The following is a 21,487-nucleotide window of genomic DNA, read 5'->3' on the forward strand; positions in this document are numbered from 1 at the left end:
TTACCCAGCGTGGACAATGGGCCCATGGACCGGGCTCAGCTGGGAAACCTGCACGTCGGACGGATCGGACTGGGCGCCATGGGCATGTCCGCGGCGTACGCCGGCGCCGGCAGCGACGACGCCGAATCGATCCGGGCCGTGCACCGCGCGATCGATTTGGGCATCACGCTCATCGACACCGCCGAGGTGTACGGCCCGTACCGCAATGAGGAGTTGCTGGCCCGCGCGCTGCGGGGCCGGCGGGATCAGGTGGTGCTGGCCACCAAGTTCGGCATGATCTCGCACACCGGCCGAAGCGGCCTGGACAGCAGCCCAGACAACATCCGCATCGCCGTCGACGGCTCCCTGCAACGGCTGCAGACCGACCACATCGACCTGTACTACCAGCATCGGCTCGACCGCGGAACACCGATCGAAGACACGGTCGGGGCGCTGGCGGAGCTGGTCGCGGCCGGCAAGGTTCGGCACATCGGCCTGTCCGAGGTGGGCGTGCAGACCATCCGGCGTGCGCACGCCGTGCACCCGATTACCGCCGTTCAGTCCGAATACTCCCTGTGGACGCGAGATCCCGAGGCGGCGGTGTTGCCGTTGTTGCGTGAACTCGGCATCGGATTCGTCGCGTACTCACCGCTGGGCCGCGGATTTCTCACCGGCGCAATACGTTCCACCGACGCCATTCCCGAAACCGACTTCCGCAAGACCAACCCGCGGTTCATCGACGAGAACTTCGCGCACAACCTGCGCAGTGTCGATCAATTGACGGAGATCAGCAACGACGTCGGCGCCACCCCGGCGCAGGTCGCCCTGGCCTGGCTACTCGCCAAGGGACCCGACATCGTCCCGATACCGGGCACCAAGCGGGTCGTGCGCGTCGAGGAGAACGCCGGCGCCGACGGCGTCCACCTGTCCGCCGAGCAGGTCGCCCGGCTGGACGACCTGCTGCCCGCAGCCGGGGAGCACCACAGTGCGGCCCAGCTGCAGTGGATCGACCGGGACTAGATGCTGCGCACCAGCGCCGCCGCGCGGACATCCTCGCCGACCGTGAAATGCATCAGCACGGAGTCACCGCGGTTGACCGAGCGAATGGTCAACGGCTCGCCGTACTTGATCGGACTGCGGTGTTCGAGCACGGCGCGGTAGGGCTTGCTCTCCAATTCGGGCAGCTGGCCCAGTATCTCGTGCACACCGTGCCAGTAGATGGTGTTGTTGACGTGCTCGAAAAGGTCGATGTCCGTGCGGCGCAGGGGAAACGGCGTGGTCACCGGGTCGTCGAGCGGATCGGTGACCTGGGGCCGCCACTTGAGCCGGTGGTTGTCGGTGGTGCTGCCGAACCGTTCGATGCAGTAGTCGGTGAGCCGCGAGGGCGTCAACGTGTCCTTGTTCATGCAGATCCAGAAGCCTTCGGTCTCGATGCGCCCGCCCTGCGAACCCTCGAGTTGCACGCGCATGTTGCACCACCGGCTGGACAGCCCCGCACACCAGCGGCGAAACGTGATGTCGCTGGGGATCTCGATGGGCTCGATGACGTCGATGACCGTGCGCAGCACGATCCAGTGCGGATGGACCTCAGCCAGGTCCGCGTCGGCCAGATGCTCGGCCCCGACCTCCTGGATATAGCGGGCCACCCCGTCCAGGCGCAGCCGGCGGTGCTCGTCGATGTCGGAAGTGGCCAGCCGCCAACCGGTTTGATAGACGTACCCCTCGTCGGGTACCCGGACGAGCGGTGCTGTCAGATCGGGATTGGTGGACACGGCGCTCCTAGCGTGAGACCGCGGCGGCATCGCTTTGCAGCTGCTCGAGCTGCTCGCTGGCCGTGTCGAGTTTCTTCTGGAACATCGACACCACCCGGTCGCGCACCCGCGGCTTGTGCGACAGCGGCGGCAGCAACTCGGCAAGCAGGTTCAGCCGCGCGGAGCTCAGCCAATCGGTCAGGTCCGGATCGTCGAGCCAGCGCCGGAAGTTCTGCAAGTCGGAGTGGGTCAGCCGCAGCCAGTCCACGTCGCGGTCCGGATGCGGAATCGGCTTGCAGAGTTCGTTTCTGGTCTCATCGGAGTCATAGGCGAACTCGACGTGGGCGATGAACGCGGCGCTGAACACCTGCTGGCAACCCCGCACCGCCTGCAGGGTCATCCGGTTGCCGTCGAAAACCGGTGTCGCCGAACACTGCGGCGCTCCGTCCGCGGTGCAGTCGATATACAGCGCCGACGGCGAGGAGGTGACGCAGCCCTCGTCCAGCACGATCGCGGTGGGCTCGATGCGCTGCACGTGCCCCATCCGGATCACATCCTTGATCCGGCGCAGCTGCTCGAATTCCGGCTGCGACACGGTGGCACACCGGTACATCAGGGGCCGGACCGTGGGGTCGAGGCGCAGCAGGGTGCCCGCCGCTTCGAGCCGGTCGAACAGATCCTCGACCGAAGTGGCGGCCTCGATCGCCTCGAGTTGGGCGCCGTAGTTGTCCCGGAACTGCTTGATGAACGACGGCCCGGGTTGCAGGGTGGCCCGGTCCATCAGCCAGGAGTCGCGGGGCTTGATCCAGGTCAGCCGGTCGGGGTCGACTCCGTGCCGCAGCAGCCACAGGCAGACGTCCATGCCGGTCTTGCCGGCGCCAACGATCACGTACCGTTCGCGTGCGCCGAACTTCGGCAGCTCGTTCGGGGGGATGCAGTCAATCCCGGGGGCGACGTCGTAGGGCGCGGGCCGCATGGACGGCACGACGGCCCGCAGGTAGGTGGCATCCACGATGCGGTGCTTGACGTCGACGACGTATTCGGCACCCGCCAGGGTCCGGAACCGGCCGTCACCGAGGTAGTCGCTCATCGGGAAGTACTCGACGCGCCCGGTCGGCAGGAACTGCTGCTGCATGACGGCGTCGAAGTAGGCGCAGATCTCGCCTACGGGGGCAAGCTCATTCAGTCCCTGATTCCAGCCGACGATGTCAATTGTGTTGTTGCCCAACGGTCTTGAATTGACGCCGTAGTAGGCGGACGGCTGGTGCAGCCGCACGAACGGGTACGCGGTGGTCCAGTGCCCGCCCGGTTGGTGGGCGCGGTCGACGATCACGACGCTTGCCTCGGATTCGGTGATGACCGTGTCGGCGAACGCCATTCCCATGGCCCCCGCGCCGATCACGAGGTAATCGGTGTCCAACTTCTGGACACTGCCGGTCATTGCGTGCACTCCCTCATGGGCGCCACCATAGACGGCTTTACTTCGCCAGCCGTGCCTGCCTGCGATTTCAGGGCCGGTATTTCGCCGTGTGGTTCGGTTGGCGGCATCGCCGAGGGTCCAACCGGGTAAGTTTGCCCAGCATGGGAGCCGATCTCACCGTCGCGATCGCCGACGGTGTCGCGGTGCTGACCCTCAACCGGCCGGAGCGGCGCAACGCCTACACCGCGCAAATGGGCGAGCTGCTCAACCGGGCCTACCGGCGGTGCGACGAGGACGATGCGGTGCGGGCCATCGTCCTGACCGGCGCGGGCGACGCATTCTGTGCCGGCGCGGACTTCGGCACCGGCACCAATCCCTTCGACACGCCATCCGACGGCGCCTTCACCGCCTCGCCGACCGATCCCGCCGCGTTCGAACTGCACACGCCGGTGATCGCGGCGGTCAACGGACACGCCATCGGGATCGGGCTGACCATCGCGCTGCAGGCCGACATCCGTATCATGGCCCGCGATGCGAAATATGCTGTGGCGCAGGTCCGCCGGGGTGTCGTCGCGGACTGTATGTCGCACTGGACGTTGCCGCATCTGGTGGGTGGGGCCGTGGCGGCCGATCTCCTGCTGACCGGCCGCACCTTTGACGGCGCGGAGGCCGCGGCGCTGGGCATCGCCTCGCGCTCGGTGCCCGCGGCTCAGGTGCTCGACGACGCCATGGCGGTAGCCCGCGACATCGCCGTCAACGTCGCACCCATGTCGGCGGCGCTGAGCAAGCGACTGCTGTGGAACACGATGATCAACGGCTACACGGCGCGCCAGGTCGCCGACCTGGAGACGCAGCTGCATCACCGGGTGATGGGCAGCCCGGACGCCCGCGAAGGAGTCGAGGCGTTCCTGCAACGCCGGCAGCCGCGCTGGACTGGGACGGCGGGGGAGTAGAAGCGATGGCCAGTTGGCGAAGCCGGGCGATGCCCGCGGTCCTGCGCCTGATGGGCCGGGGCCGCGCGTACGCGAGCGCCGAGACGGCCCGCGCGCACATTGAACAACGTGCCCGGCACCCGCAGCTGTTCGCCCCGCCGCCGCGGCTGCGCCCGGAGGTGAAGATCGCGCTGGAACGGCGAAACGATTGGCCGATCTACACGGTGCGGCCGCGTGATCACGAGCCCGATCGGGCGGTCTTGTATTTGCACGGTGGCGCGTGGGTGAACGAGATCACGCCTCAGCACTGGCAATTGGCGGCGCGGATGGCGGTCAGCGCCCGAGCCGAAGTGCTCGTCCCGATCTACCCGCTGGTGCCGTCGGCCACCGCGGCCGATGTGTTGCCGACGATCGTCGAACTGGCGCTGGAGAAACCCGGCGTTGCTTTGGTCGGGGATTCGGCGGGTGGGCAGATCGCGCTGTCGACGGCGCTGGTGTTGCGCGACGATCACAATGTGATCGTCCCAAGGGCCGTACTGATCTCGCCCGTGGTGGACCTCTCCCTGGACAACCCGGACATCGCGGCGGTCTCGGATGACCCTTGGCTGGGGCGCGACGCGCTGCGGGTGTTCGCCGACCAATGGCGCGGCGAATGGCCCGTGGACGACCCGCGGGTCAGCCCGCTGGCGGGCGACCTGGCCGGTCTGGGCCCGCTGACGATCTTCACCGGCACCCGGGACATCCTGAACCCCGATGCCCGGCTGCTGGCCGAAAAGGCCGCTGCCGCAGGCGTGGACGTCGATTTCCACGAGGAGCCGGCGTTGTTGCACGTCTATCCGCTGATGCCGATCCCGGAAGCCCGGGCAGCGCGGGCGGTCATCGTCGAGAGCCTGACCCGGGCATGACGGACGACGACTACTTCGACCTCGGTTCCTATCACCGGCCGGTACGGACGCCCTGCCCGCAGGCGCAGGTGTGGTTCGACCGGGGACTGGTCTGGGCATACGCGTTCAACCATGAAGAGGCTGTTGCCTGTTTCGAGCGGGCAGTGGAGCTTGATCCGGATCTGGCCATCGCCCGCTGGGGCATCGCCTACGCGGTTGGGCCCAACTACAACAAAGCGTGGGAGGCGTTCGACCCGGTCGACCGGAAGACGTCCCTGGCCCGCGCGCGTGCCGAGTTGACGCTGGCTGAGCGGGGCCGGGTCAGCGAGGTCGAACACGATCTGATCAGCGCGCTGTGGGCCCGGTTCCGCACCGCTGACCCGGAGAACCCCGACGCCCTGGTCGCCGGTGGAGTCGCCTACGCCGACGCGATGTCGGTGCTGGCGGCGGCCTTTCCGAGCGACATCGACGTGCAGGCCCTGGCCGCCGACGCCCTGGTCAACGTCACCGCGTGGGCGCTGTGGGACACCTGCACTGGAGAGCCCGCGCCGGGCTCCCGGGTGCTGGACGCCAAACGGCTGCTGGAAAAGGCGCTGGCCCGGCCGGCGGGACGCACTCATCCCGGGATCCTGCACCTGTATCTGCACACCATGGAGATGTCCCCGACACCGGAGGACGCGCTGCCGGCGGCGGACCTGTTACGCGGCCTGGTGCCCGATGCCGGTCACCTGCAACACATGCCGAGCCACATCGACGTGCTGTGCGGCGACTACCGCAGCTCGGTGGTGGCCAATCAGGATGCGGTGCAAGCGGACCGGCGTTTCGTCGCGCAGCGGGGACCGTTCAACTTCTATTCGCTCTACCGTGCGCACGATCTGCACTTCATCGTGTATTCGGCGATGCTGCAAGGACAGTCGCAAACCGCATTGCGGGCCGCCGACGAACTCGCCGGGCAGCTGACACCCGAGTTGTTGTCCATCGAATCCCCGCCGATGGCCGACTGGCTGGAAGCGTTCGTGCCGCTGCGCACCCACGTGCTGGTGCGGTTCGGCCGGTGGGACGAGTTGATCGCGCAGCGCCTGCCCGATGACGAAGAGCTCTACTGCAGCACCGCCGCGACGATGCATTACGGGCGTGGAGTGGCATTGGCCGCCACCGGCCAGCTGGAGCGGGCGCGTGCCGAACGCGCCGCGTTCCACGCTGCCTACGATCGCATACCGGAATCCCGCTACCTGTTCAACAACAGCGCCCGGGACATCCTCGCGGTGGGGGCGGCCATGCTGGACGGCGAAATCGCCTACCGCGAACAGCGTTTCGATGAGGCCTTCACTCACCTAGGGCGCGCGATCCAGCTCGACGACGCGCTGCCCTACGACGAGCCGTGGGGGTGGATGCAGCCGACGCGGCACGCGTACGGGGCGCTGCTGCTCGAGCAGGGCCGCATCGAGGAGGCCGCGGCAGTGTATGCGGCCGACCTGGGCCTGGACCCGACACTGGCCCGGTGTTGCCAGCACCCGGGCAATGTATGGAGCCTGCACGGCTACCACGAGTGCCTGCAGCGCCTCGGCCGCAGTGACGAAGCCGCCATCGTCGGGCAACAGCTCAGACTGGCCGCGGCCCGCGCCGATGTGCCGGTCCGTGCGTCCTGCGCGTGCCGGCTCGACGTCGCGCCGTGCTGCGATGAACGAGGGCCGCGGGACTAGAGTTTCCGGCATGTCAGAGGACCAGGCGCGCAACTTTGTATCCCTGCCCGACGGGGCCCAGCCGCCGTCCGCCGCGGGCGGACGACTGCTGATCACCGGTGTCGATGCCGCGGGTCGGTCCTGCGCCACGCAGGACGGCCCGGTCACCCTGGCCGGCTTTCCCGGTTACGAGGGCATCTTGTTCTCGGTGCTGTATGACACGCCCTCGCCGGGGATTTCAACCGGCGGCCGCGCCGCGGACACCCTCGACTTGGGCGTGCCACCGGGCGCGGTCAATTGGAAGATGATCGATTACGGCCCGGGAGTGGAGTTTTCGATGCACCACACCGATACGGTCGATTTCGATCTGGTGGTGTCCGGCTCGGTGGAGCTTATTCTCGACGACGGCCCGCACCCGCTGGAAGCCGGCGACACCGCGGTGGTCACCGGCGTGGATCATGCCTGGCGAACCGGCCCGGCGGGTTGCCGGCTCAGCGTCATCTGCTTCGGTGTCGCACAGAGCGCGACCGCGACGTAGCCCGAACTCAGCGCCGGTGTCTGGGATAGCGGATCCACAGGTTCGCCGTCGATCAACAGATTCCGGTTGACGCCGAAGGACTGCGGCGCCGCGCCATCCTGCGGGTCGAAAACCCTTGACCCCCAGCCGTGGTCCAGCACCACCAGCCCGCGCCGGGTTCGCTCGCTCAGCGACGCCCGCACCTCGACCGCGCCGACGGGGGAGGACACCCGCACCAGGTCGCCGTCCCCGATCCCCAGGACGGCCCCGTCGGCGGGGTGAATGAGCACCGTGCTGCCCTTGCCGCCGGGGTGCAGCCCGGGCAGGTCGTTGAGGAACGAGTTCATCGAATGGCGGTGGCGGCGGTTGCCGATCTGGAACGGGTAGGCTTCCGGCGCTTGCGGGGGTGGCGCCGCCAGCAGCTCCCGAGCCCGCGCCACCAACTCGGCGGGAGCGATGCGCACGCGTTTGTCGTCGGTGCGCAGCGCTTTGACAAAGTGCCCGTACTCTCGCGGACCGAGCACCATGCCATGCGGGTGTGCCAGCAGGTCGCGCCATTTCAGTCTGTGGCCGTTGACCTTTCGAGACATGGCGATGACCAGGCGGTTAATCCAGTGCGGCGAGAACTCCATTGCGGGCCGGCCCGTCATCGCGGCGAGCCGTCGACTGCCCTTCACGAACGCGTTGACGCCCTTGACGCCGAACAGCGGGACGTTCATCGCCAGCGCCAGGTCGACGAAGATGCGCCATTCCTCGCGTGCGTCCGGCGGCGGATCGACCGCCCGCACGCCGTACTGCACGTAGGGCTCGTCGTGCAGATTGCTGGTCAGGGCCAGCAGGTCGTCACGCTCGAGCCAATGCACCGCCGGTAGCAACCAGTGGGCGTGGCGGTGACTTTCGCGCTGAACGAAGTCGATGGCCACCAGCAGATCCAGCTGCGCCAGCGCCCGATCCAGGGCGGCCCCGTTCGGGCCGGAGACCACCGGGTTGCCGCAGTTGATGACCAGGGCGCGGATCTGCCCGGGGCCCGGCGTGGTGATCTCGGCGGGTAATTCGCTCAGCGCGTGCGCCCCGGCCACCATCGCCCGGCCCGTCAGCCGGCTGCGGTGTTCGGAGGGCTTGGCGGCGGCGGCCAGTTTCAGCGCGTCGATGTAGCCGGGTTCGAAGCGCCGGCCGCCGGGGCGGTCCATGCGTCCGGTGATCACATTGAGCACGTGCCCGAGCCATTCGCCCACGGTCCCGGACACATGTAGTGAGACGCCGGTGCGGGTCACCGCCATCGCCGACTTTGCGGTCGCGAAATCCCTTGCCGTGACTTCGATTTGCCCGCGCGGGATGTCGCAACGGTGGGCCAGGTCGTCGAGTTCGGCCTCGGCCACCAGTGCTCGCAGGGCCGGCATGCCGGAGGTCAATTGCGCACAATCGCCGGGATGCTCGAGCCGCTCGTCGAGAATGACCTTGACCATGGCGAGCAACAGCGCCCAGTCCTGGCCGGGTCGCACCGCGAGGTGGACGTCAGCCTTGTCGGCGGACTCGGTGCGCAACGGGTCGACGACGACGATGGTGGCGCCGTCGCGCTGTCGCGCCAGTGCCCGCTTCCAGCCTCCGGGCGCGCTTTCCACCCAATTCCAAGCGCTCACCGCGGGATTGGTACCGACCAGCAGGAAATAGTCGCAGTTGTCGATGTCGGAAACGGGCACCATGATCGCCGACCCGTACATCGCCTCGGCCACCACGTGCAGCGCATTCTGGTCGACCGAGCCAACCGCATAGCGGTTCTGGGTGCCGACGGCGTCCAGCCAGCCGTTCATGAAGATCAGGTTCGATGAGCTGTAACCCGCCGGGTTCCCGTAGTAGGCGCCGACGGCATCTGGGCCGTCCGCGTCGATGAGTGCCGTCATCCGGGCGGCGATGTCGGAGATCGCCTCCTCCCAGGACGCCGGCACGTACCGGTCCCCGACCCGCCGCAGGGGAGTGCGGATGCGCTGGGGATGCTCGACGAGTTGGGCGGCGTTGCGGCCCTTGGCGCAGAAGTCCTGCCAGCTGTGCGGGTTCTGCTTGTCCGCCGAGATTTTGTGCACCCGGTTGTCCTCGACATGGACCTCGATGCCGCACGAGGCCAGGCAATAGCGGCAGAAGGTAAAGACCGTCCGCGGGTCCACCTGCTGGTGTCCTGCCATCGTCACAGCGTGACATTTACACCCATTTTTGTATAGGTCTGCCGAGGATCGCGGCAGCTCAGCGGCGTAGAGTCCGACAGATGAGTGACCAACTGCGCGACATCCGGGAGCTGGCCGGTGACACCGAGGCGTATCGGGATGAGCTGTACCGGCGCTGGACCGGACTGCTCAGTTACCGCTACATCGGCCGCAAACACTCGTCGATGGATCTCGGTGAGGTGGACAACACCGTCACCATCCGCCGCGACATGCGCACCGAGGCGGGCGGCATAATGGTTGCACCGCTTGCTATTTCCTCGCCGGAGGGGTGCCAGACCGACATGGTGGCGGTGCCGAATCCGGTGATCGCCTCGGTGCAGATCATCGACCCGGGGTATGACGTCAGTAGGGTCGAGATTGTCGACTCGGGCATCGTGCATCAGGGTCGCACCATGGGCTACGGGCGCTGCAAGATCGTGGATGCGGACAACCCGGACCGGGTGATCGCGTTCAACGAGGGTCAGGGCGCGATCATCGGCATCCCGCCCGAGGGGCTGGACCGGATGGATGTGTCCGGGACCGAGTTGGTGATCGAGGATTCGCCCGACCTGCCGCCGCTCTGGGAGGCCTTCGGTGCCGCCAAACGAGCCGACGGGCACTGGGTGCTGCCCGCGCTCAGCGCCGAATTCGCTTCGCCCGATGCAGCATTGCACATCGGCCCGCAACACGTGGTCCTCGAAACCGCGGCGACCGACCTAGCCGCGTCGGCAGCGGGGACGCAACGGGTGCAGGTGATGAGTTGGCATGTGATGTTCATGTCGCGCGGCAAGGTAGGCCCGTTCCGGGCCGAGGGCACCGCGCACGTCGGCGGGTCCGGGCGGGTCGGCGTGCGGATGCTTCTGCACGACGAGGGGAATGCCGACAAGGCGATCACCTCTGCAGCCGCCGTGTTCGACGTGGTGGCCTGAGCCGCGCCACCGCGTGGCGTTTTGCACCGGCTAGTTGTTGGTCGGTGGTTTGGGTTCGTAGGGGTCGTACCACCACCAGTCGGCGCGTTCGCCGAGGGGGCCGTCGAGGCCCCCGGCTCGGGATCGTGGATGCGCGTAAAGCCTTGCGCTGACTGATCTCTGATTGCGTGCCGGCGGTAGTGGTGTGGACTCAGCCTCGGCCCGGCGGTGGATATCGCGGCGGTGGATATCGCGGCGGCGGGCCGGGCGGTGGATACTGCGGCGGCGGATAGCGCGGTGGACTGTCGGGCCGTGGGTACTGCGGTGGTCCGCTGGGCGGCGGGTATTGCTGCGGCACACCGGGCGGCGGGTAGTGCGACGGGCCGCCCGACTGGGCGTAATAGTGAGCACCGCCCGAAGCCTGTTGTCGAGGCACTCCGGGACGGCGCCGGTAGTTTCGGATCCCCTTTACGACGCCACCGATCATCACCGCGGCGCCGCCCCCGACCATGACCAGTCCCATGCTGTGGTCGGCAGTGAGCTGCTCGTCGTAGGTGTTGGTGCCGCGCTTGGGTTGCCTGCAAGTGTCGGCTCTGTGCATCATCTTCCCGTCGCATTCCGGGACTTTTTCCGTGGCGAAGGCGATGCCGAAGCCTAGTGCGCACAGCCCGATGAGGACGACGATCAGTGGTCCGATGATCTTATTGAGCATGGGTCCCTCTCCGGAGATCCGTCGAGCCCCCGTCACTGTTGCTGAATAGCTGATTCTCCGCGCGAAGTTCCGGGATGTCCATCTTTGCCGGGCCACCCCGGGCCTCCGCCGGCGAGCCACCCGACAGCAAGAGCGTCAAAAGCTGCAATGCAACAACTTTCACGCATCACCAGCCGATATCGCGGGAACGTCACAGGCACCGAACTCAGGTAGCCGCGCGAGGGGAGACGCCTGCCTGCCGTCGTTAACCTCCCGCCCGAACCACCCCATCCGAATGGCGCCGTTTACGCACCCGTTACGTCTAAACTGCTGGCAGATCGACACGCCGCACGAATTCGATGAACGGAGTGATTCCGGGGTGCACCGGATCTTGGTGATGACGGTGGCGCTAGCCGTGCTGACCGCGCCGCCGGCACTCGCAATCACTCCACCGCCGATCGATCCGGGAGCGTTGCCGTCGGACGTCACCGGACCCGATCAACCCACCGAACAGCGAGTGCAGTGTTCGGGCCCGACGGTCCTGCCGGATTCCAGCTTCCACGACCCGCCGTGGAGCAACTCCTACATCGGCGTGACCGAAGCGCACAAATTTGCCACCGGCGCCGGAGTGACGGTCGCTGTCATCGATACCGGTGTGGACGCCTCACCCCGCGTCCCCGCGGAGCCCGGCGGCGATTTCGTCGACCAGGCCGGCAACGGGCTGTCCGACTGCGATGCCCACGGCACCCTCACCGCGGCCATCATCGGCGGCCGCCCCGCACCCACCGACGGGTACGTCGGCGTCGCCCCCGACGCCCGCCTGCTCTCCATTCGCCAGACGTCCGAGGCGTTCGAACCCGTCGGCTCCCAACCCAACCCGAACGACCCAAACGCCACCCCCGCCGCCGGATCGATCCGCAGCCTGGCGCGGGCCGTGGTGCACGCCGCCAACCTGGGCGCCGGGGTGATCAACATCAGCGAGGCGGCCTGTTACAAGGTCAGCCGGCCGATCGATGAGGCGAGCCTGGGAGCGGCCATCGACTACGCGGTCAACGCCAAGAACGCAGTGATCGTCGCCGCGGCGGGGAACACCGGCGGCGACTGCGCCCAGAATCCGCTGCCCGACGCGGCCACGCCGTCGGACCCCCGGGGCTGGAACAAGGTGCAGACCGTCGTGACCCCAGCCTGGTACGGCGACCTGGTGATGACGGTGGGCGGGATCGGCCAAACCGGGGTGCCCAGCTCGTTCTCCATGCACGGTCCATGGGTGAACGTCGCCGCGCCGGCCGAGAACATCGAGAGCCTGGGCGATCGCGGCGAGCCGGTAAACGCTCTGCAGGGCAAGGAAGGCCCGGTGCCGATCGCGGGCACGTCGTTCGCCGCAGCCTACGTCTCCGGCCTGGCGGCCCTGATTCGCCAACGGTTTCCCGACCTCACCGCGGCACAGGTGAAGAACCGCATCCAGTCCACCGCACGGCACCCCGGCGGCGGCACCGACAACCTCGTCGGCGAGGGCGTGATCAACGCCGTTGCGGCCCTCACCTGGGACATCCCGCCGGGCCGGACGACGATTCCATACAACGTGCGGCGGATGCCACCGCCGGTCATGGCACCGGCCCCCGACCGGGGGCCGATCACGGCGGTCGCACTGGCCATCGGGGGACTCTTGATCGCCATCGGACTGGGCGCGTTGACGGCGCGGGCATTGAGGCGCCGATGAGCAGCCCAATCAGGTTGAAATTCAGCACCGGGCACACGCTGATCTGGGCGGTGTTGACCCCGGCGGCGATTCTGGTGTTCCTGCCCACCCGTTATTGGTGGGCGGGCATCGCCCTGGTGGCGGTAGGCGCGATAGTCGCGTTCGTCACGTTCTTCGGTCGTCGGTTAACCGGTTGGGTGGCAACGGTATTCGCCTGGCTGCGACGGCACCGCAAGCCACCGGACGTGCCGTCCGAGCCCGAGGTCGGCGCCACGGTCAAACCGGGCGACCACGTCGCGGTGCGGTGGCGGCGCAACCACCTGATCGCGGTCATCGAACTCAAGCCGCGACCGTTCACTCCCACGGTCATCGTCAACGGGCAGGCCCACACCGACGACGTGGTGGACACGCGCCTGCTCGAGCAACTGCTGTCGGTGCACTGCCCCGATCTGGAAGCCGACATCGTGTCGGCCGGCTTCCGGGTGGGCAATACCGCCGCACCCGAAGTGGTGAACCTCTACCAGCAGGTGATTGGCGGTGACCCGGCCCCCGCCAGCCGTCGCACCTGGATCATGCTGCGGGCCGACCCCGAACGCACCCGCAAATCGGCACAGCGCCGCGACGAGGGTGTGGCGGGCCTGGCGCGCTACCTCGTTGCCTCGGCGACGCGAATTGCCGACAACCTGGCCGCCCATGGCGTCGACGCGGTATGCGGGCGCAGCTTTGACGACTACGACCACGCCACCGACATCGGTTTCGTCCGGGAAAAGTGGTCGATGATCAAAGGCCGCGACTCCTATACCGCGGCCTACACCGCCCCGGGCGGCCCCGACCTGTGGTGGTCGGCGCGCGCGGACCACACCATCACCCGGGTGCGGATCGCCCCGGGCCAGCCTCCACAGACCACCGTGCTGCTCACCACCGCGGGCAAGCCCAAGACGCCGCGGGGCTTCTCCCGCCTTTATGGCGGACAGCGGCCCGCGTTGACCGGCCAGAATCTGATCGCCAACCGGCACTGCCAGATTCCGATCGGATCGGCCGGTGTGCTGGTGGGCGAGACCGTGCATCGGTGCCCGGTGTACATGCCGTTCGACGACGTCGACGTGAGCCTCAACCTGGGTGACGCTCAAACGTTCGCCCAGTTCGTGGTGCGCGCGGCGGCCGCGGGAGCGGTTGTGACAGTGGGCCCGCACTTCGAAGAATTCGCCCGGTTGATCGGCGCGCATGTGGGTCCGGTGGCCAAGGTGGCGTGGCCGAATGCGACGACCTATCTGGGCCCGCATTCCGGCGTCGACAAAGTGATCCTGCGCCACAATCTCATCGGTACGCCGCGGCACCGCGAGTTGCCGATCCGTCGTATTTCCCCGCCCGAAGAAAGCCGCTTCCAACTGGCGCTGCCTAAGTAAGCGTTATCCAAGAATTTTGGTGCAGGAACCCCCTCCTCCAGCGACGATAATGGTTAGAGCATTAAGGAGGATGTTCCGATATGACTCAGCCGCAAACCGTGAAGGTCGATCAGCAAGAGATTCTTTCGCGGGCCGACGAGGTCGAGGCGCCGATGGCGGCACCGCCGACCGATGTGCCGGTGGCGCCAAGCGCGATCACGACGGCCATCAACGCGACCGAGCAGATCAAGCTGAACGCCGAGAACATGCGCATGTTTCTCGAGGCCGGCGCCCGCGAGCGGAGCCGCTTGGCGACCTCCCTGCGTAACGCGGCCAAGGCCTACGGTGACGTCGACGAGGAGGGCGCGGCCGCCCTGGACAATGACGGCGGTGAGGTGGCCGCCGAGTCGGCCGGCGGCGTCGGCGGTGACGAGTCCGCCGGGCTGGAAGACACCCCTCAGGTGGCGGTAGCGGGTGACGACGGCTACGCGGATATCGAGGCCACCGCAAAGAAGCTCGAAGCGGGCGACCAGGGTGCATCCCTGAGCCGCATGGCCCAGAACTGGTTCAAGCTGAGCTTCGCCCTGCAAGCGGATACCAAGCGGTTCCGGATCTTCCAGAACTGGGAGGGCGATGCCGCCGACGTCTGCGAGCAAGAGCTCGACAACCAGCGCCTGTGGATCGACTATATGGCGGCGAACGCCACCGCGTTGGGTCAGCAGGCGGATTACATGGCGCAGTTGCAGGCCAGGGCCATACGAGCGCATCCGTCGTCGGCGTCGATCGCATTGGTGCGCGAGGCGGCCCAGGAAGGCAATAAAGAGGCCATCAAGACCTACGCCGAATACCAGCAGGCGTCCGAGACGATAATGAACGACTACAACACCAGGGCCGCCAACGAGATTAAGGCGTTCAAACTCGAGAAGCCGCCCAAGGCAATCAAAATCGATCCGCCCCCGCCGCCGCAGACTCCGGGACTGATTCCCACTCAGGTGATGCAGGCGGCAGCCATGGCCGGCGGTGGGTCGGGCAGTGGCATGCAGCCTCCAATGATGACGCCGCCCACCGGTGGCGCCGGCGGTGGCATGCCGGCCGGAGTCGGTTCCGAGCTGACCGCGGCGGGTCGGGAGGCGGCCGCCAACCTGCCGAAAGACCTTGGCGTCAAACCGATGTCGCTCGGCGGCGGTGGCGGTGGCGGCGGTGGCATGCCGTCGATGCCGCTGGCTCCGGCGACGGGTGCCGGCGGTGGCTTGGACGGCCAGTCGATGCGGCCCGCGGGTGCCGGTGACATCGCGGGCCTCGGCGCTGCCGCCGCAGCCCGCGGCAGTGGTATGGGTGGCGGCGGCATGGGCATGCCGATGGGTGGACACGGCCAGGGTGGTGGAGGATCCAAATCCAAAGGCGCTCAACAGGATGACGAAGCGCTTTACACCGAAGACAGGGCGTGGACCGAAGCCGTTATCGGCCAGCGCCGCCGGCAAGACATGAAGGAGTCAAAGTGACCAGCTCGGAATTGGACCCGCATGTCGCGGCGGCGCTCGCATTGGCGGCGCATTTCCAAACAGCCCTCGAGGGCACCCTCAACCAGATGAACAACGGGAACTTCCGCGGCACGGACGAATCCGAGACCGTCGAAGTGACGATCAACGGGCACCAGTGGCTGACCGGTGTGCGCATCAACGACGGCCTGATTCGCGAGGTCGGCGCGGAAGTGGTGGGCGCCCGAGTCAACGAGGCCCTGCAGAACGCGCAGGCGTCGGCAAGCCAGTACAACGCGGCGGCCGGTGAACAGCTGACCGCGGCGCTCGAGGCGATGACGAAGGCCGCCAACCCCGGCTTTGCCTAAACACACTGGCTGGGTTGAACTTTCGGCAAGTGATGCCGCTCTTCGTCGTACCCGCGGCAGCGCCGAAGTCGCGAAATTGCCGCAGCTACCAGGGAATAACCTCAGTTAGGCTTGATAACCATGACGTCCGGCAAGACGCAGCACGCTCGGGTTGGCCACCGCGGGCCGGAGAGTGACGGCTGCGCACCGGCCGAACGAGGAGAGTAGCAATGGGCATTCCGAGGCCGACGGGCGAGTACGCCGGTCAGATGCTTGAACCGGGCGGATGGCCGCAAGCCGACGAGGACACGTTCTACGACCGTGCGCAACAATACAACCGCGTACTGCGCGAAGTCACCGACGTCATGGACTCCGCTCGCCGCCAGCAGGTCGAGATCTTCGACGGAGGTATCTGGTCGGGCGGTGCCGCAAACGCGGCCAATGGTGCGCTCGGCGCGAATCTGACCGAAATGAGCACGCTGCAGGATTATCTCGTCACCGTCATCACCTGGCATCAGCACATCGGCAACCTGCTCGTCCAGGCCAAATCCGAGATCGGGAACAACGTCGACGGGGCACAGCGCGAAATCATCATCCTGGAGAACGACACCGAGCTCGAGGCGGAGGCACGCCAAGCGGCGATCGAAGCGCTGGTCCGCGAAACACATCAGGCAAACACGAGTTTGGTCACCGAAACCGCGGAACAGGTTCGGGCGTCCAAGAATTGGAAGCCGCCGCACAACGCGCTCGAGGATCTGCTGCACCAGGTGACGCCGCCCGCTCCAGAGGTCCCGACGGTCGTCGTTCCGACGCCGGGCGCGCCCACCCCGGTCGGGCCGACGCCGGCACCGTTCGAGCCGATCCCGGCCAACCCCTACGAGCCCGTGGGTCCGGGCACACCTATCAGCCCGGTCACGCCGACCCCGTTCGACCCGGTGAACCCGAACCCGGTCACGCCGATCACCCCGGTGCCGTCGCTGCCGGTCACGCCGGTCAACCCGAGCCAGCCGGGCACGCCCATAACTCCGATCACGCCGGTCAACCCCAAACCTCAGCCATACCAGCCGGTCACCCCGGTGAACCCGGCGCCAGCGCCCGCGCCGACCCCCGCGCCGACGCCGGGCAAGCCGACGCCGGGTCCTGCCCCCGCGCCAACGCCCGGCGGGCCGCCGCCGGACCTGCCATCCGCGCCGGCGAGCCCGAGCACTCCGTCGGGTCCGGCTATTCCTGGCACCGAACCGGCGCACGTGAAGCCGGCGGCGGCCGTCGATGTTCCCGCCCACACCGGTCAACCGGGCGGTTCCTCGTCTCCGTCGCATCGCGGGGACGACGCAGCGCCGGCGATGGCACCCGCGGCGGCCACCGGAATCCCGCCGGCTGCGCGAAGCACCGCGAGCGGAATGGGACCGGTGGGTGCGGCGGCAAGTCCGAGTGCGGGTGCGGCCGCGGGCGGTCCGGGTGCCGGTGGGCGCGCCGCGGGCGGTCGGGCGCCGCTGGGTGGGGCCGGGCGGGCACCGGCCGGCGCGTCGCCGCCGCGCCCGGCGTCGGCCCGCACTACACCGGCGGCCCGGCCCACCCCGGCGAACCGTACGGACGACGACCAGAAGGACAAGCCGAGCTCCGCAGACGATGTCACCGCGCTGCCGTCCATCCCGGTCTCGGCCGCACGGGCCGCGCGTGACGCGGCGGCCGCGGCATCCCGCGCCGGTGGCGCCAAAAAGGATCCGCTGCGCCTGGCGCGACGGATTGCTGCCGCGCTGAACGCCCGCGACCTCGCCGGTGGCGACGACTATGGATTCTTCTGGGTCACCGCCGTCACCACCGACGGTGAGATCGTTGTCGCCAACAGCTACGGGCTGGCCTACATACCGGACGGCGTCCAACTGCCCGCCAAGGTGTTCATGGCCAGTGCCGACCGAAACGTCCCGGTCGACGAAAAGGCCCGCAGCGCAACCTATCCGGTCATCGCCGTGCAGACCTGGGCCGCCTATCACGACCTGAAGCTACGGGCCGTGATCGGCACCGCCGAGCAACTGGCGAACTCCGATCCCGGTGTCGCCAAGATCCTGCTGGAGGACGACGACATCCCGGACACCGGCAAGATGGTCGGCCGGCCGCGCCTTGAGGTGGTGGACCCGGCGGCGGCGGCGCAGTTGGCGGAGACCGATGACCTGCATCTGGTGGACCTGCTGCCGCCGGCCCCGGCCGACGCCAACGCTCCCGACGACGAGCGACACATCCTGTGGTTCGAGCTGATGAAGCCGATGACGAGCACGGCGACCGGTCGCGAGATCGCGCACCTGCGCGCCTTTCACGCCTACGCCGCGCACAGCCAGGACCTCGCTCTGCACAAGGCCTACAAAGCGGCCGACGCCGAGGCGCAGCGTCCGGCGGTCGAGGAGTTCTTGTACTGGCGTCACGTCGCCGCCCTGCTCGACAGCGCGATCTCGCAGGCCACCTGACGGGCGGGTGGGAACCGGTATGGCAAACACGACGGCGGGCCGCCCGGGCGGCTCTCCCGGGTGGCACGGCGCGCCGATGCCTGCGGCGGGCCGAAATTGGCGTCCGGGGGGTTGTGGCACGTCGGTTAAGATTTTCTGGATGGCAAACGACGGAGAAGGGACGCTGTGATGGTTGAACCACTAGCAGTCGATCCCGCCCGTCTGGTCGCCGCCGCGAGCAAACTCACCGAGCTGGTCTTTCCGACGCCGCCTTCACCGATCGCCGCGACCGGTTCGGACGCGGTGTCGGGGGCGATCAACGAAACGATGCCGGCCATCGAATCCCTGGTCACCGACGGGATGCCCGGCGTCACCGCCGCGTTGAAGAGGACCGCGACCAGCATGGGCGCCGCGGCCGATATCTACACGAAGGCCGATCAGTCGCTGGGCCAGGCACTGACGCAGTACGCATTCGGTGCGGACGGCCAGTCGATGGGCGCAAACGCACTTGGGGCGGTGACGGGCTTGGGCGGCGCCGCCGCGGGAGCTGCGATGCTGGGCGGACCTGTGGCCGCGGCACAACAGCTGGCGGGCGCGGCATCGGCAGGGGCGGTGTCGCAGGTCGGCGCCGCGGTTGGGGCACAGGCCGAGGCGTTGTCACCCCGGATCGCCGCGACCGTGCCACAACTGGTTCAGTTGGCGCCGATGGCTCAACAGATGGCGCCGATGGGACAGCAGGTCGGCCAAAGCGTTCAGCAGGCCGCATCTCAAGCCGGGCAGGGCGGTGGGGCCCAACTCGCCAGCGACACCAAGCCGGCCGACGAGGACAAGAAGGACGACGAGGAGAACCCGGACGCCGACGGTAGCCCGGCCGACAGTGCGCCAGCCGACGGTGCCGCCGCGGGCAAGGCGACCCTGGTCAGCGCCCCGGTGGAGGGCTCCGCCGGCGGGAAGTCGGCGGCGGGGCCGGTCGCGGCGCCGATCTGAGAAGGATCTAGAACCGCAGATTCCGCACCATGTCGTAGACCCCGGTGGTCCACAACAGCAGCGGAATGATCGAAGCCACCACGGCACCGTCGAGGAGTTCGGTGATCCGCTTCATCACGGGCGACAGGCGCTTGATCGGGGCCATCGCTCCGAAGATGATCAACGCGACCACCACCAGCACCAGGTAGCCGGCGAGAATCGCCCACGCCCACTGTGGGTACCAGAGGCAAAGGCGCATGGCCAAGCCCGTCGGGATTGCGGCGGTCGCGGCCAGTAGCGACCAGGCGCACCAACGATCCACATAAAGCCGCGAACGGAACCCACACAGCACGGTCAACAACCCGGCGACAACCAGACTGTGGACGAAGAAGTGCCCGTGCACCACCACCGCGACGGCACCGGCCGCCAGGATCACGGCGCCCGCCGTCACATACCCGACCAGCAGTTGTTTGGCCAGTTTGCTGCGTTCGGTCAGCCGGGCCGCGGACGCCGGCACCGACGCGATGATCGCCTGCCAGGTCGGCGTCTCCTCGTTGGTGGCGTCCTCGGCGGTCACCGGGTCGAGGAGTTCCTCGTTGTCGACCGTCTCACCCGGAACGGGGATCGGCGGCAACGCGATTCGCGCCACGGCGACCGTGAGCTTGGCGGCGTTGGTCACGACGAACAAACCGAATGCGATTGCCCCGGCCGGCACCCACTCCTGGTAGCCGTAACCAGTCGCGACGGCGGCACCGACCAGCGCCATCATGCTGATCACGACGAACGAGGCCACTTCGTGGCGTCGGCGAGGGCCGCCGCGGACCAACACCGTCAACAACAGCACCGCGGTAGCTGCGGCGGCCAGGTGCGGCGCCCCGAGCGAACTTGTGCCACGTGGCAGCGGGACGGCGGTCGCCGCCGCGCCCGCCAGCAGCGGGTAAGCGGCAATCAGCAGGCACTCGGAAAGATCGGCCTTGGCGTAGAACCGCTTCGCCACGAACGACACGACCAGGGCGATGATGCCCAGCAGGCCCAACGCCACCGGCCAATACCAGCTGCGCCCGGTCGTCCACCACGCGCGCATGGCGATGGCGGTCAGCGGGAGGGCCAGGATCGGGATGGCCACCGAGATGAAACGCTCGACCGCCGTTCGATCGAATTCCGGCGATTCGTCCAGCACCGCGATCGCGTCGATGACGTCTTCGACCAGCGGTCGGTATCGCTCCGTCCGGCTGGCCGAAACAAGGGTCAACAACGAGCCGTCCACCACGCCGGCCTCGTCTAGGGACTGTTCGGGCCGCAGCGGCGGCGACCCCGGGCGGGCGAACGTCCACACGCCCTGGGCGGCGAAGTCGAAGCCCGCCAGGACATCCGGTGGGGTGTCTTCGAGCATGTCGGCCAGGACCGCGACGGTCTCGTCGATGTAGGTGGCCATCGGTGCCGCCGCCGGCAGCACCAGGTCGGTCATCCGCTTTCCGGTCAGGACCGTCACCCGGGTGGTGGCCGGCCTCGCGGGCGCGGTCTGAGATGCGGTGGAGCCGGCGGCAACAGCAGGTGCGCTCAACGACGTCCCGCCCTTTCAAAATCGTCGGACAGAGCCGCGGCCAGTTCGAGTACCCGCCGTTGGTAGGCGGGGTCGAGTTGGTCGAGCTGAATTTCGGTTCCCGTCGCGATGTGCTTGTCCCAGGGCAGCAACACGACCCGGTCCGGTTGTATCAGCTGCTGGAACTGCCGCACTAGTTTCTTCTCCGCGACGTTGGTCTCGCCGACCGCGACGTGGTTGATGACCACGACGACGCGACTCAGCAGATCCTGATACCCGTTGTGCCGCAGCCACTCCAGCGCACTCTCGGCTTGCCGGGCGCTGTCCAGCGACACGTTGGTCACGATCACGATCGCCGACGCGGTCTCGAGCACACCGCGGGTGACCGGGTCGAACAATCCCGGCCCGCAGTCGGCCAGCACCAGGTTGTAGAACTTGGACACCGTGTCGACCGCGAAGCGCAGGTCCTCACCGCTGAGTCCGCGTTGCGCCGTGGTGTATTCGGCGGTCGGCAGGATTTCCAGATTGTGGGCGTTCACGCTCGTGTGTGCGCGCACATCGTTGTAATGCGAAAGGTTCTGGTCGGCAATCAAATCCGCGATCGAAGACGGCGAGGTACGCCCGGCGCGCTCGGCCAAGTTGCCGCAACCGGGGTCCGCGTCGAGC

The 21,487-nt window shown here is 67.9% G+C and carries 18 protein-coding genes; 12 read left to right on the plus strand and 6 right to left on the minus strand.

The annotated features are described in order from the left end of the window. Positions 1 to 24: 24 nt before the first annotated feature. Positions 25 to 999, plus strand: a complete 975-nt coding sequence (locus tag A5645_RS12000; protein ID WP_065129653.1) for an aldo/keto reductase — start codon at positions 25 to 27, stop codon at positions 997 to 999. Here A5645_RS12000 and A5645_RS12005 read toward each other — a convergent pair. Together A5645_RS12005 and A5645_RS12010 are read right to left on the minus strand one after the other, a co-directional pair. Beyond that, positions 996 to 1,751 carry an acyl-[acyl-carrier-protein] thioesterase gene (locus tag A5645_RS12005; protein ID WP_253866960.1) on the minus strand — a complete coding sequence of 252 codons (756 nt, stop codon included), beginning with the start codon at positions 1,749 to 1,751 and terminating at the stop codon, positions 996 to 998. The two genes, A5645_RS12000 and A5645_RS12005, sit on opposite strands and share 4 nt — an antisense overlap. Before the next feature lie 7 nt (positions 1,752 to 1,758). Next, the gene (locus A5645_RS12010) at positions 1,759 to 3,171 is read right to left on the minus strand and encodes an NAD(P)-binding protein (RefSeq protein WP_065129636.1); all 1,413 of its coding nucleotides are present in this window, start codon (positions 3,169 to 3,171) and stop codon (positions 1,759 to 1,761) included. A gap of 140 nt (positions 3,172 to 3,311) precedes the next feature. Between A5645_RS12010 and A5645_RS12015 the strand changes: the two genes are divergently transcribed. The 4 genes from A5645_RS12015 to A5645_RS12030 are packed head-to-tail and all read left to right on the plus strand — an operon-like array spanning position 3,312 to position 7,186. Continuing rightward, the gene (locus A5645_RS12015) at positions 3,312 to 4,103 is read left to right on the plus strand and encodes an enoyl-CoA hydratase/isomerase family protein (RefSeq protein WP_065129637.1); all 792 of its coding nucleotides are present in this window, start codon (positions 3,312 to 3,314) and stop codon (positions 4,101 to 4,103) included. A gap of 5 nt (positions 4,104 to 4,108) precedes the next feature. After that, a complete protein-coding gene (locus tag A5645_RS12020) occupies positions 4,109 to 4,987 on the plus strand; it encodes an alpha/beta hydrolase fold domain-containing protein (RefSeq protein ID WP_065129638.1) in 879 nt (292 codons plus the stop codon). Beyond that, on the plus strand, positions 4,984 to 6,669 hold the full coding sequence (locus tag A5645_RS12025; RefSeq protein WP_065129639.1) for a tetratricopeptide repeat protein: 1,686 nt from the start codon (positions 4,984 to 4,986) through the stop codon (positions 6,667 to 6,669). The genes A5645_RS12020 and A5645_RS12025 overlap by 4 nt, the downstream gene beginning before the upstream one ends. Before the next feature lie 10 nt (positions 6,670 to 6,679). Continuing rightward, the gene (locus tag A5645_RS12030; protein ID WP_253866961.1) at positions 6,680 to 7,186 is read left to right on the plus strand and encodes a cupin domain-containing protein; all 507 of its coding nucleotides are present in this window, start codon (positions 6,680 to 6,682) and stop codon (positions 7,184 to 7,186) included. On the opposite strand, the gene A5645_RS12035 is transcribed toward A5645_RS12030, so the two are convergent. Next, positions 7,105 to 9,345 (minus strand): molybdopterin-containing oxidoreductase family protein, encoded by a 2,241-nt coding sequence (locus tag A5645_RS12035; RefSeq protein WP_081288305.1) that lies wholly within the window; start codon positions 9,343 to 9,345, stop codon positions 7,105 to 7,107. The genes A5645_RS12030 and A5645_RS12035 overlap by 82 nt on opposite strands. An 80-nt stretch (positions 9,346 to 9,425) precedes the next feature. On the opposite strand from A5645_RS12035, the gene A5645_RS12040 reads away from it, so the two are divergent. Beyond that, on the plus strand, positions 9,426 to 10,292 hold the full coding sequence (locus A5645_RS12040) for a hypothetical protein (RefSeq protein ID WP_065034306.1): 867 nt from the start codon (positions 9,426 to 9,428) through the stop codon (positions 10,290 to 10,292). A gap of 190 nt (positions 10,293 to 10,482) precedes the next feature. Here A5645_RS12040 and A5645_RS28145 read toward each other — a convergent pair whose 3' ends face one another. After that, on the minus strand, positions 10,483 to 10,983 hold the full coding sequence (locus tag A5645_RS28145; RefSeq protein ID WP_065129640.1) for a hypothetical protein: 501 nt from the start codon (positions 10,981 to 10,983) through the stop codon (positions 10,483 to 10,485). 358 nt (positions 10,984 to 11,341) lie between these two features. On the opposite strand from A5645_RS28145, the gene mycP reads away from it, so the two are divergent. The 6 genes from mycP to A5645_RS12075 all read left to right on the plus strand — a co-directional run bounded on the left by mycP (position 11,342) and on the right by A5645_RS12075 (position 19,299). Then, positions 11,342 to 12,682: a type VII secretion-associated serine protease mycosin gene (gene mycP / locus A5645_RS12050; protein ID WP_065129655.1), complete on the plus strand. Its 1,341-nt coding sequence runs from the start codon at positions 11,342 to 11,344 to the stop codon at positions 12,680 to 12,682. Then, positions 12,679 to 14,067 carry a type VII secretion protein EccE gene (gene eccE / locus A5645_RS12055; RefSeq protein ID WP_065129641.1) on the plus strand — a complete coding sequence of 463 codons (1,389 nt, stop codon included), beginning with the start codon at positions 12,679 to 12,681 and terminating at the stop codon, positions 14,065 to 14,067. Before mycP ends, eccE begins: the two co-directional genes overlap by 4 nt. An 80-nt stretch (positions 14,068 to 14,147) precedes the next feature. Beyond that, positions 14,148 to 15,548: an EspB family ESX-1 secretion system-associated protein gene (gene espB / locus A5645_RS12060; RefSeq protein ID WP_065129642.1), complete on the plus strand. Its 1,401-nt coding sequence runs from the start codon at positions 14,148 to 14,150 to the stop codon at positions 15,546 to 15,548. Beyond that, positions 15,545 to 15,892 carry a YbaB/EbfC family nucleoid-associated protein gene (locus A5645_RS12065; protein WP_065129643.1) on the plus strand — a complete coding sequence of 116 codons (348 nt, stop codon included), beginning with the start codon at positions 15,545 to 15,547 and terminating at the stop codon, positions 15,890 to 15,892. The genes espB and A5645_RS12065 overlap by 4 nt, the downstream gene beginning before the upstream one ends. Before the next feature lie 209 nt (positions 15,893 to 16,101). Beyond that, positions 16,102 to 18,333 (plus strand): EspK C-terminal domain-containing protein, encoded by a 2,232-nt coding sequence (locus A5645_RS12070; RefSeq protein WP_065129644.1) that lies wholly within the window; start codon positions 16,102 to 16,104, stop codon positions 18,331 to 18,333. A 168-nt stretch (positions 18,334 to 18,501) separates the two neighbouring features. After that, a complete protein-coding gene (locus A5645_RS12075) occupies positions 18,502 to 19,299 on the plus strand; it encodes a hypothetical protein (RefSeq protein ID WP_065129645.1) in 798 nt (265 codons plus the stop codon). A 7-nt stretch (positions 19,300 to 19,306) separates the two neighbouring features. Here A5645_RS12075 and eccD read toward each other — a convergent pair whose 3' ends face one another. Together eccD and A5645_RS28150 are read right to left on the minus strand one after the other, a co-directional pair. Then, a complete protein-coding gene (gene eccD, locus A5645_RS12080) occupies positions 19,307 to 20,842 on the minus strand; it encodes a type VII secretion integral membrane protein EccD (RefSeq protein ID WP_065129646.1) in 1,536 nt (511 codons plus the stop codon). Then, positions 20,839 to 21,487 (minus strand): MinD/ParA family ATP-binding protein (locus tag A5645_RS28150; protein ID WP_172830523.1); only part of this gene is annotated, 649 nt, incomplete at its 5' end. The genes eccD and A5645_RS28150, both read right to left, overlap by 4 nt.

The sequence above is a fragment of the Mycobacterium asiaticum genome (genome assembly GCF_001673635.1).
In the GTDB taxonomy this organism is placed as follows: domain Bacteria; phylum Actinomycetota; class Actinomycetes; order Mycobacteriales; family Mycobacteriaceae; genus Mycobacterium; species Mycobacterium asiaticum_C.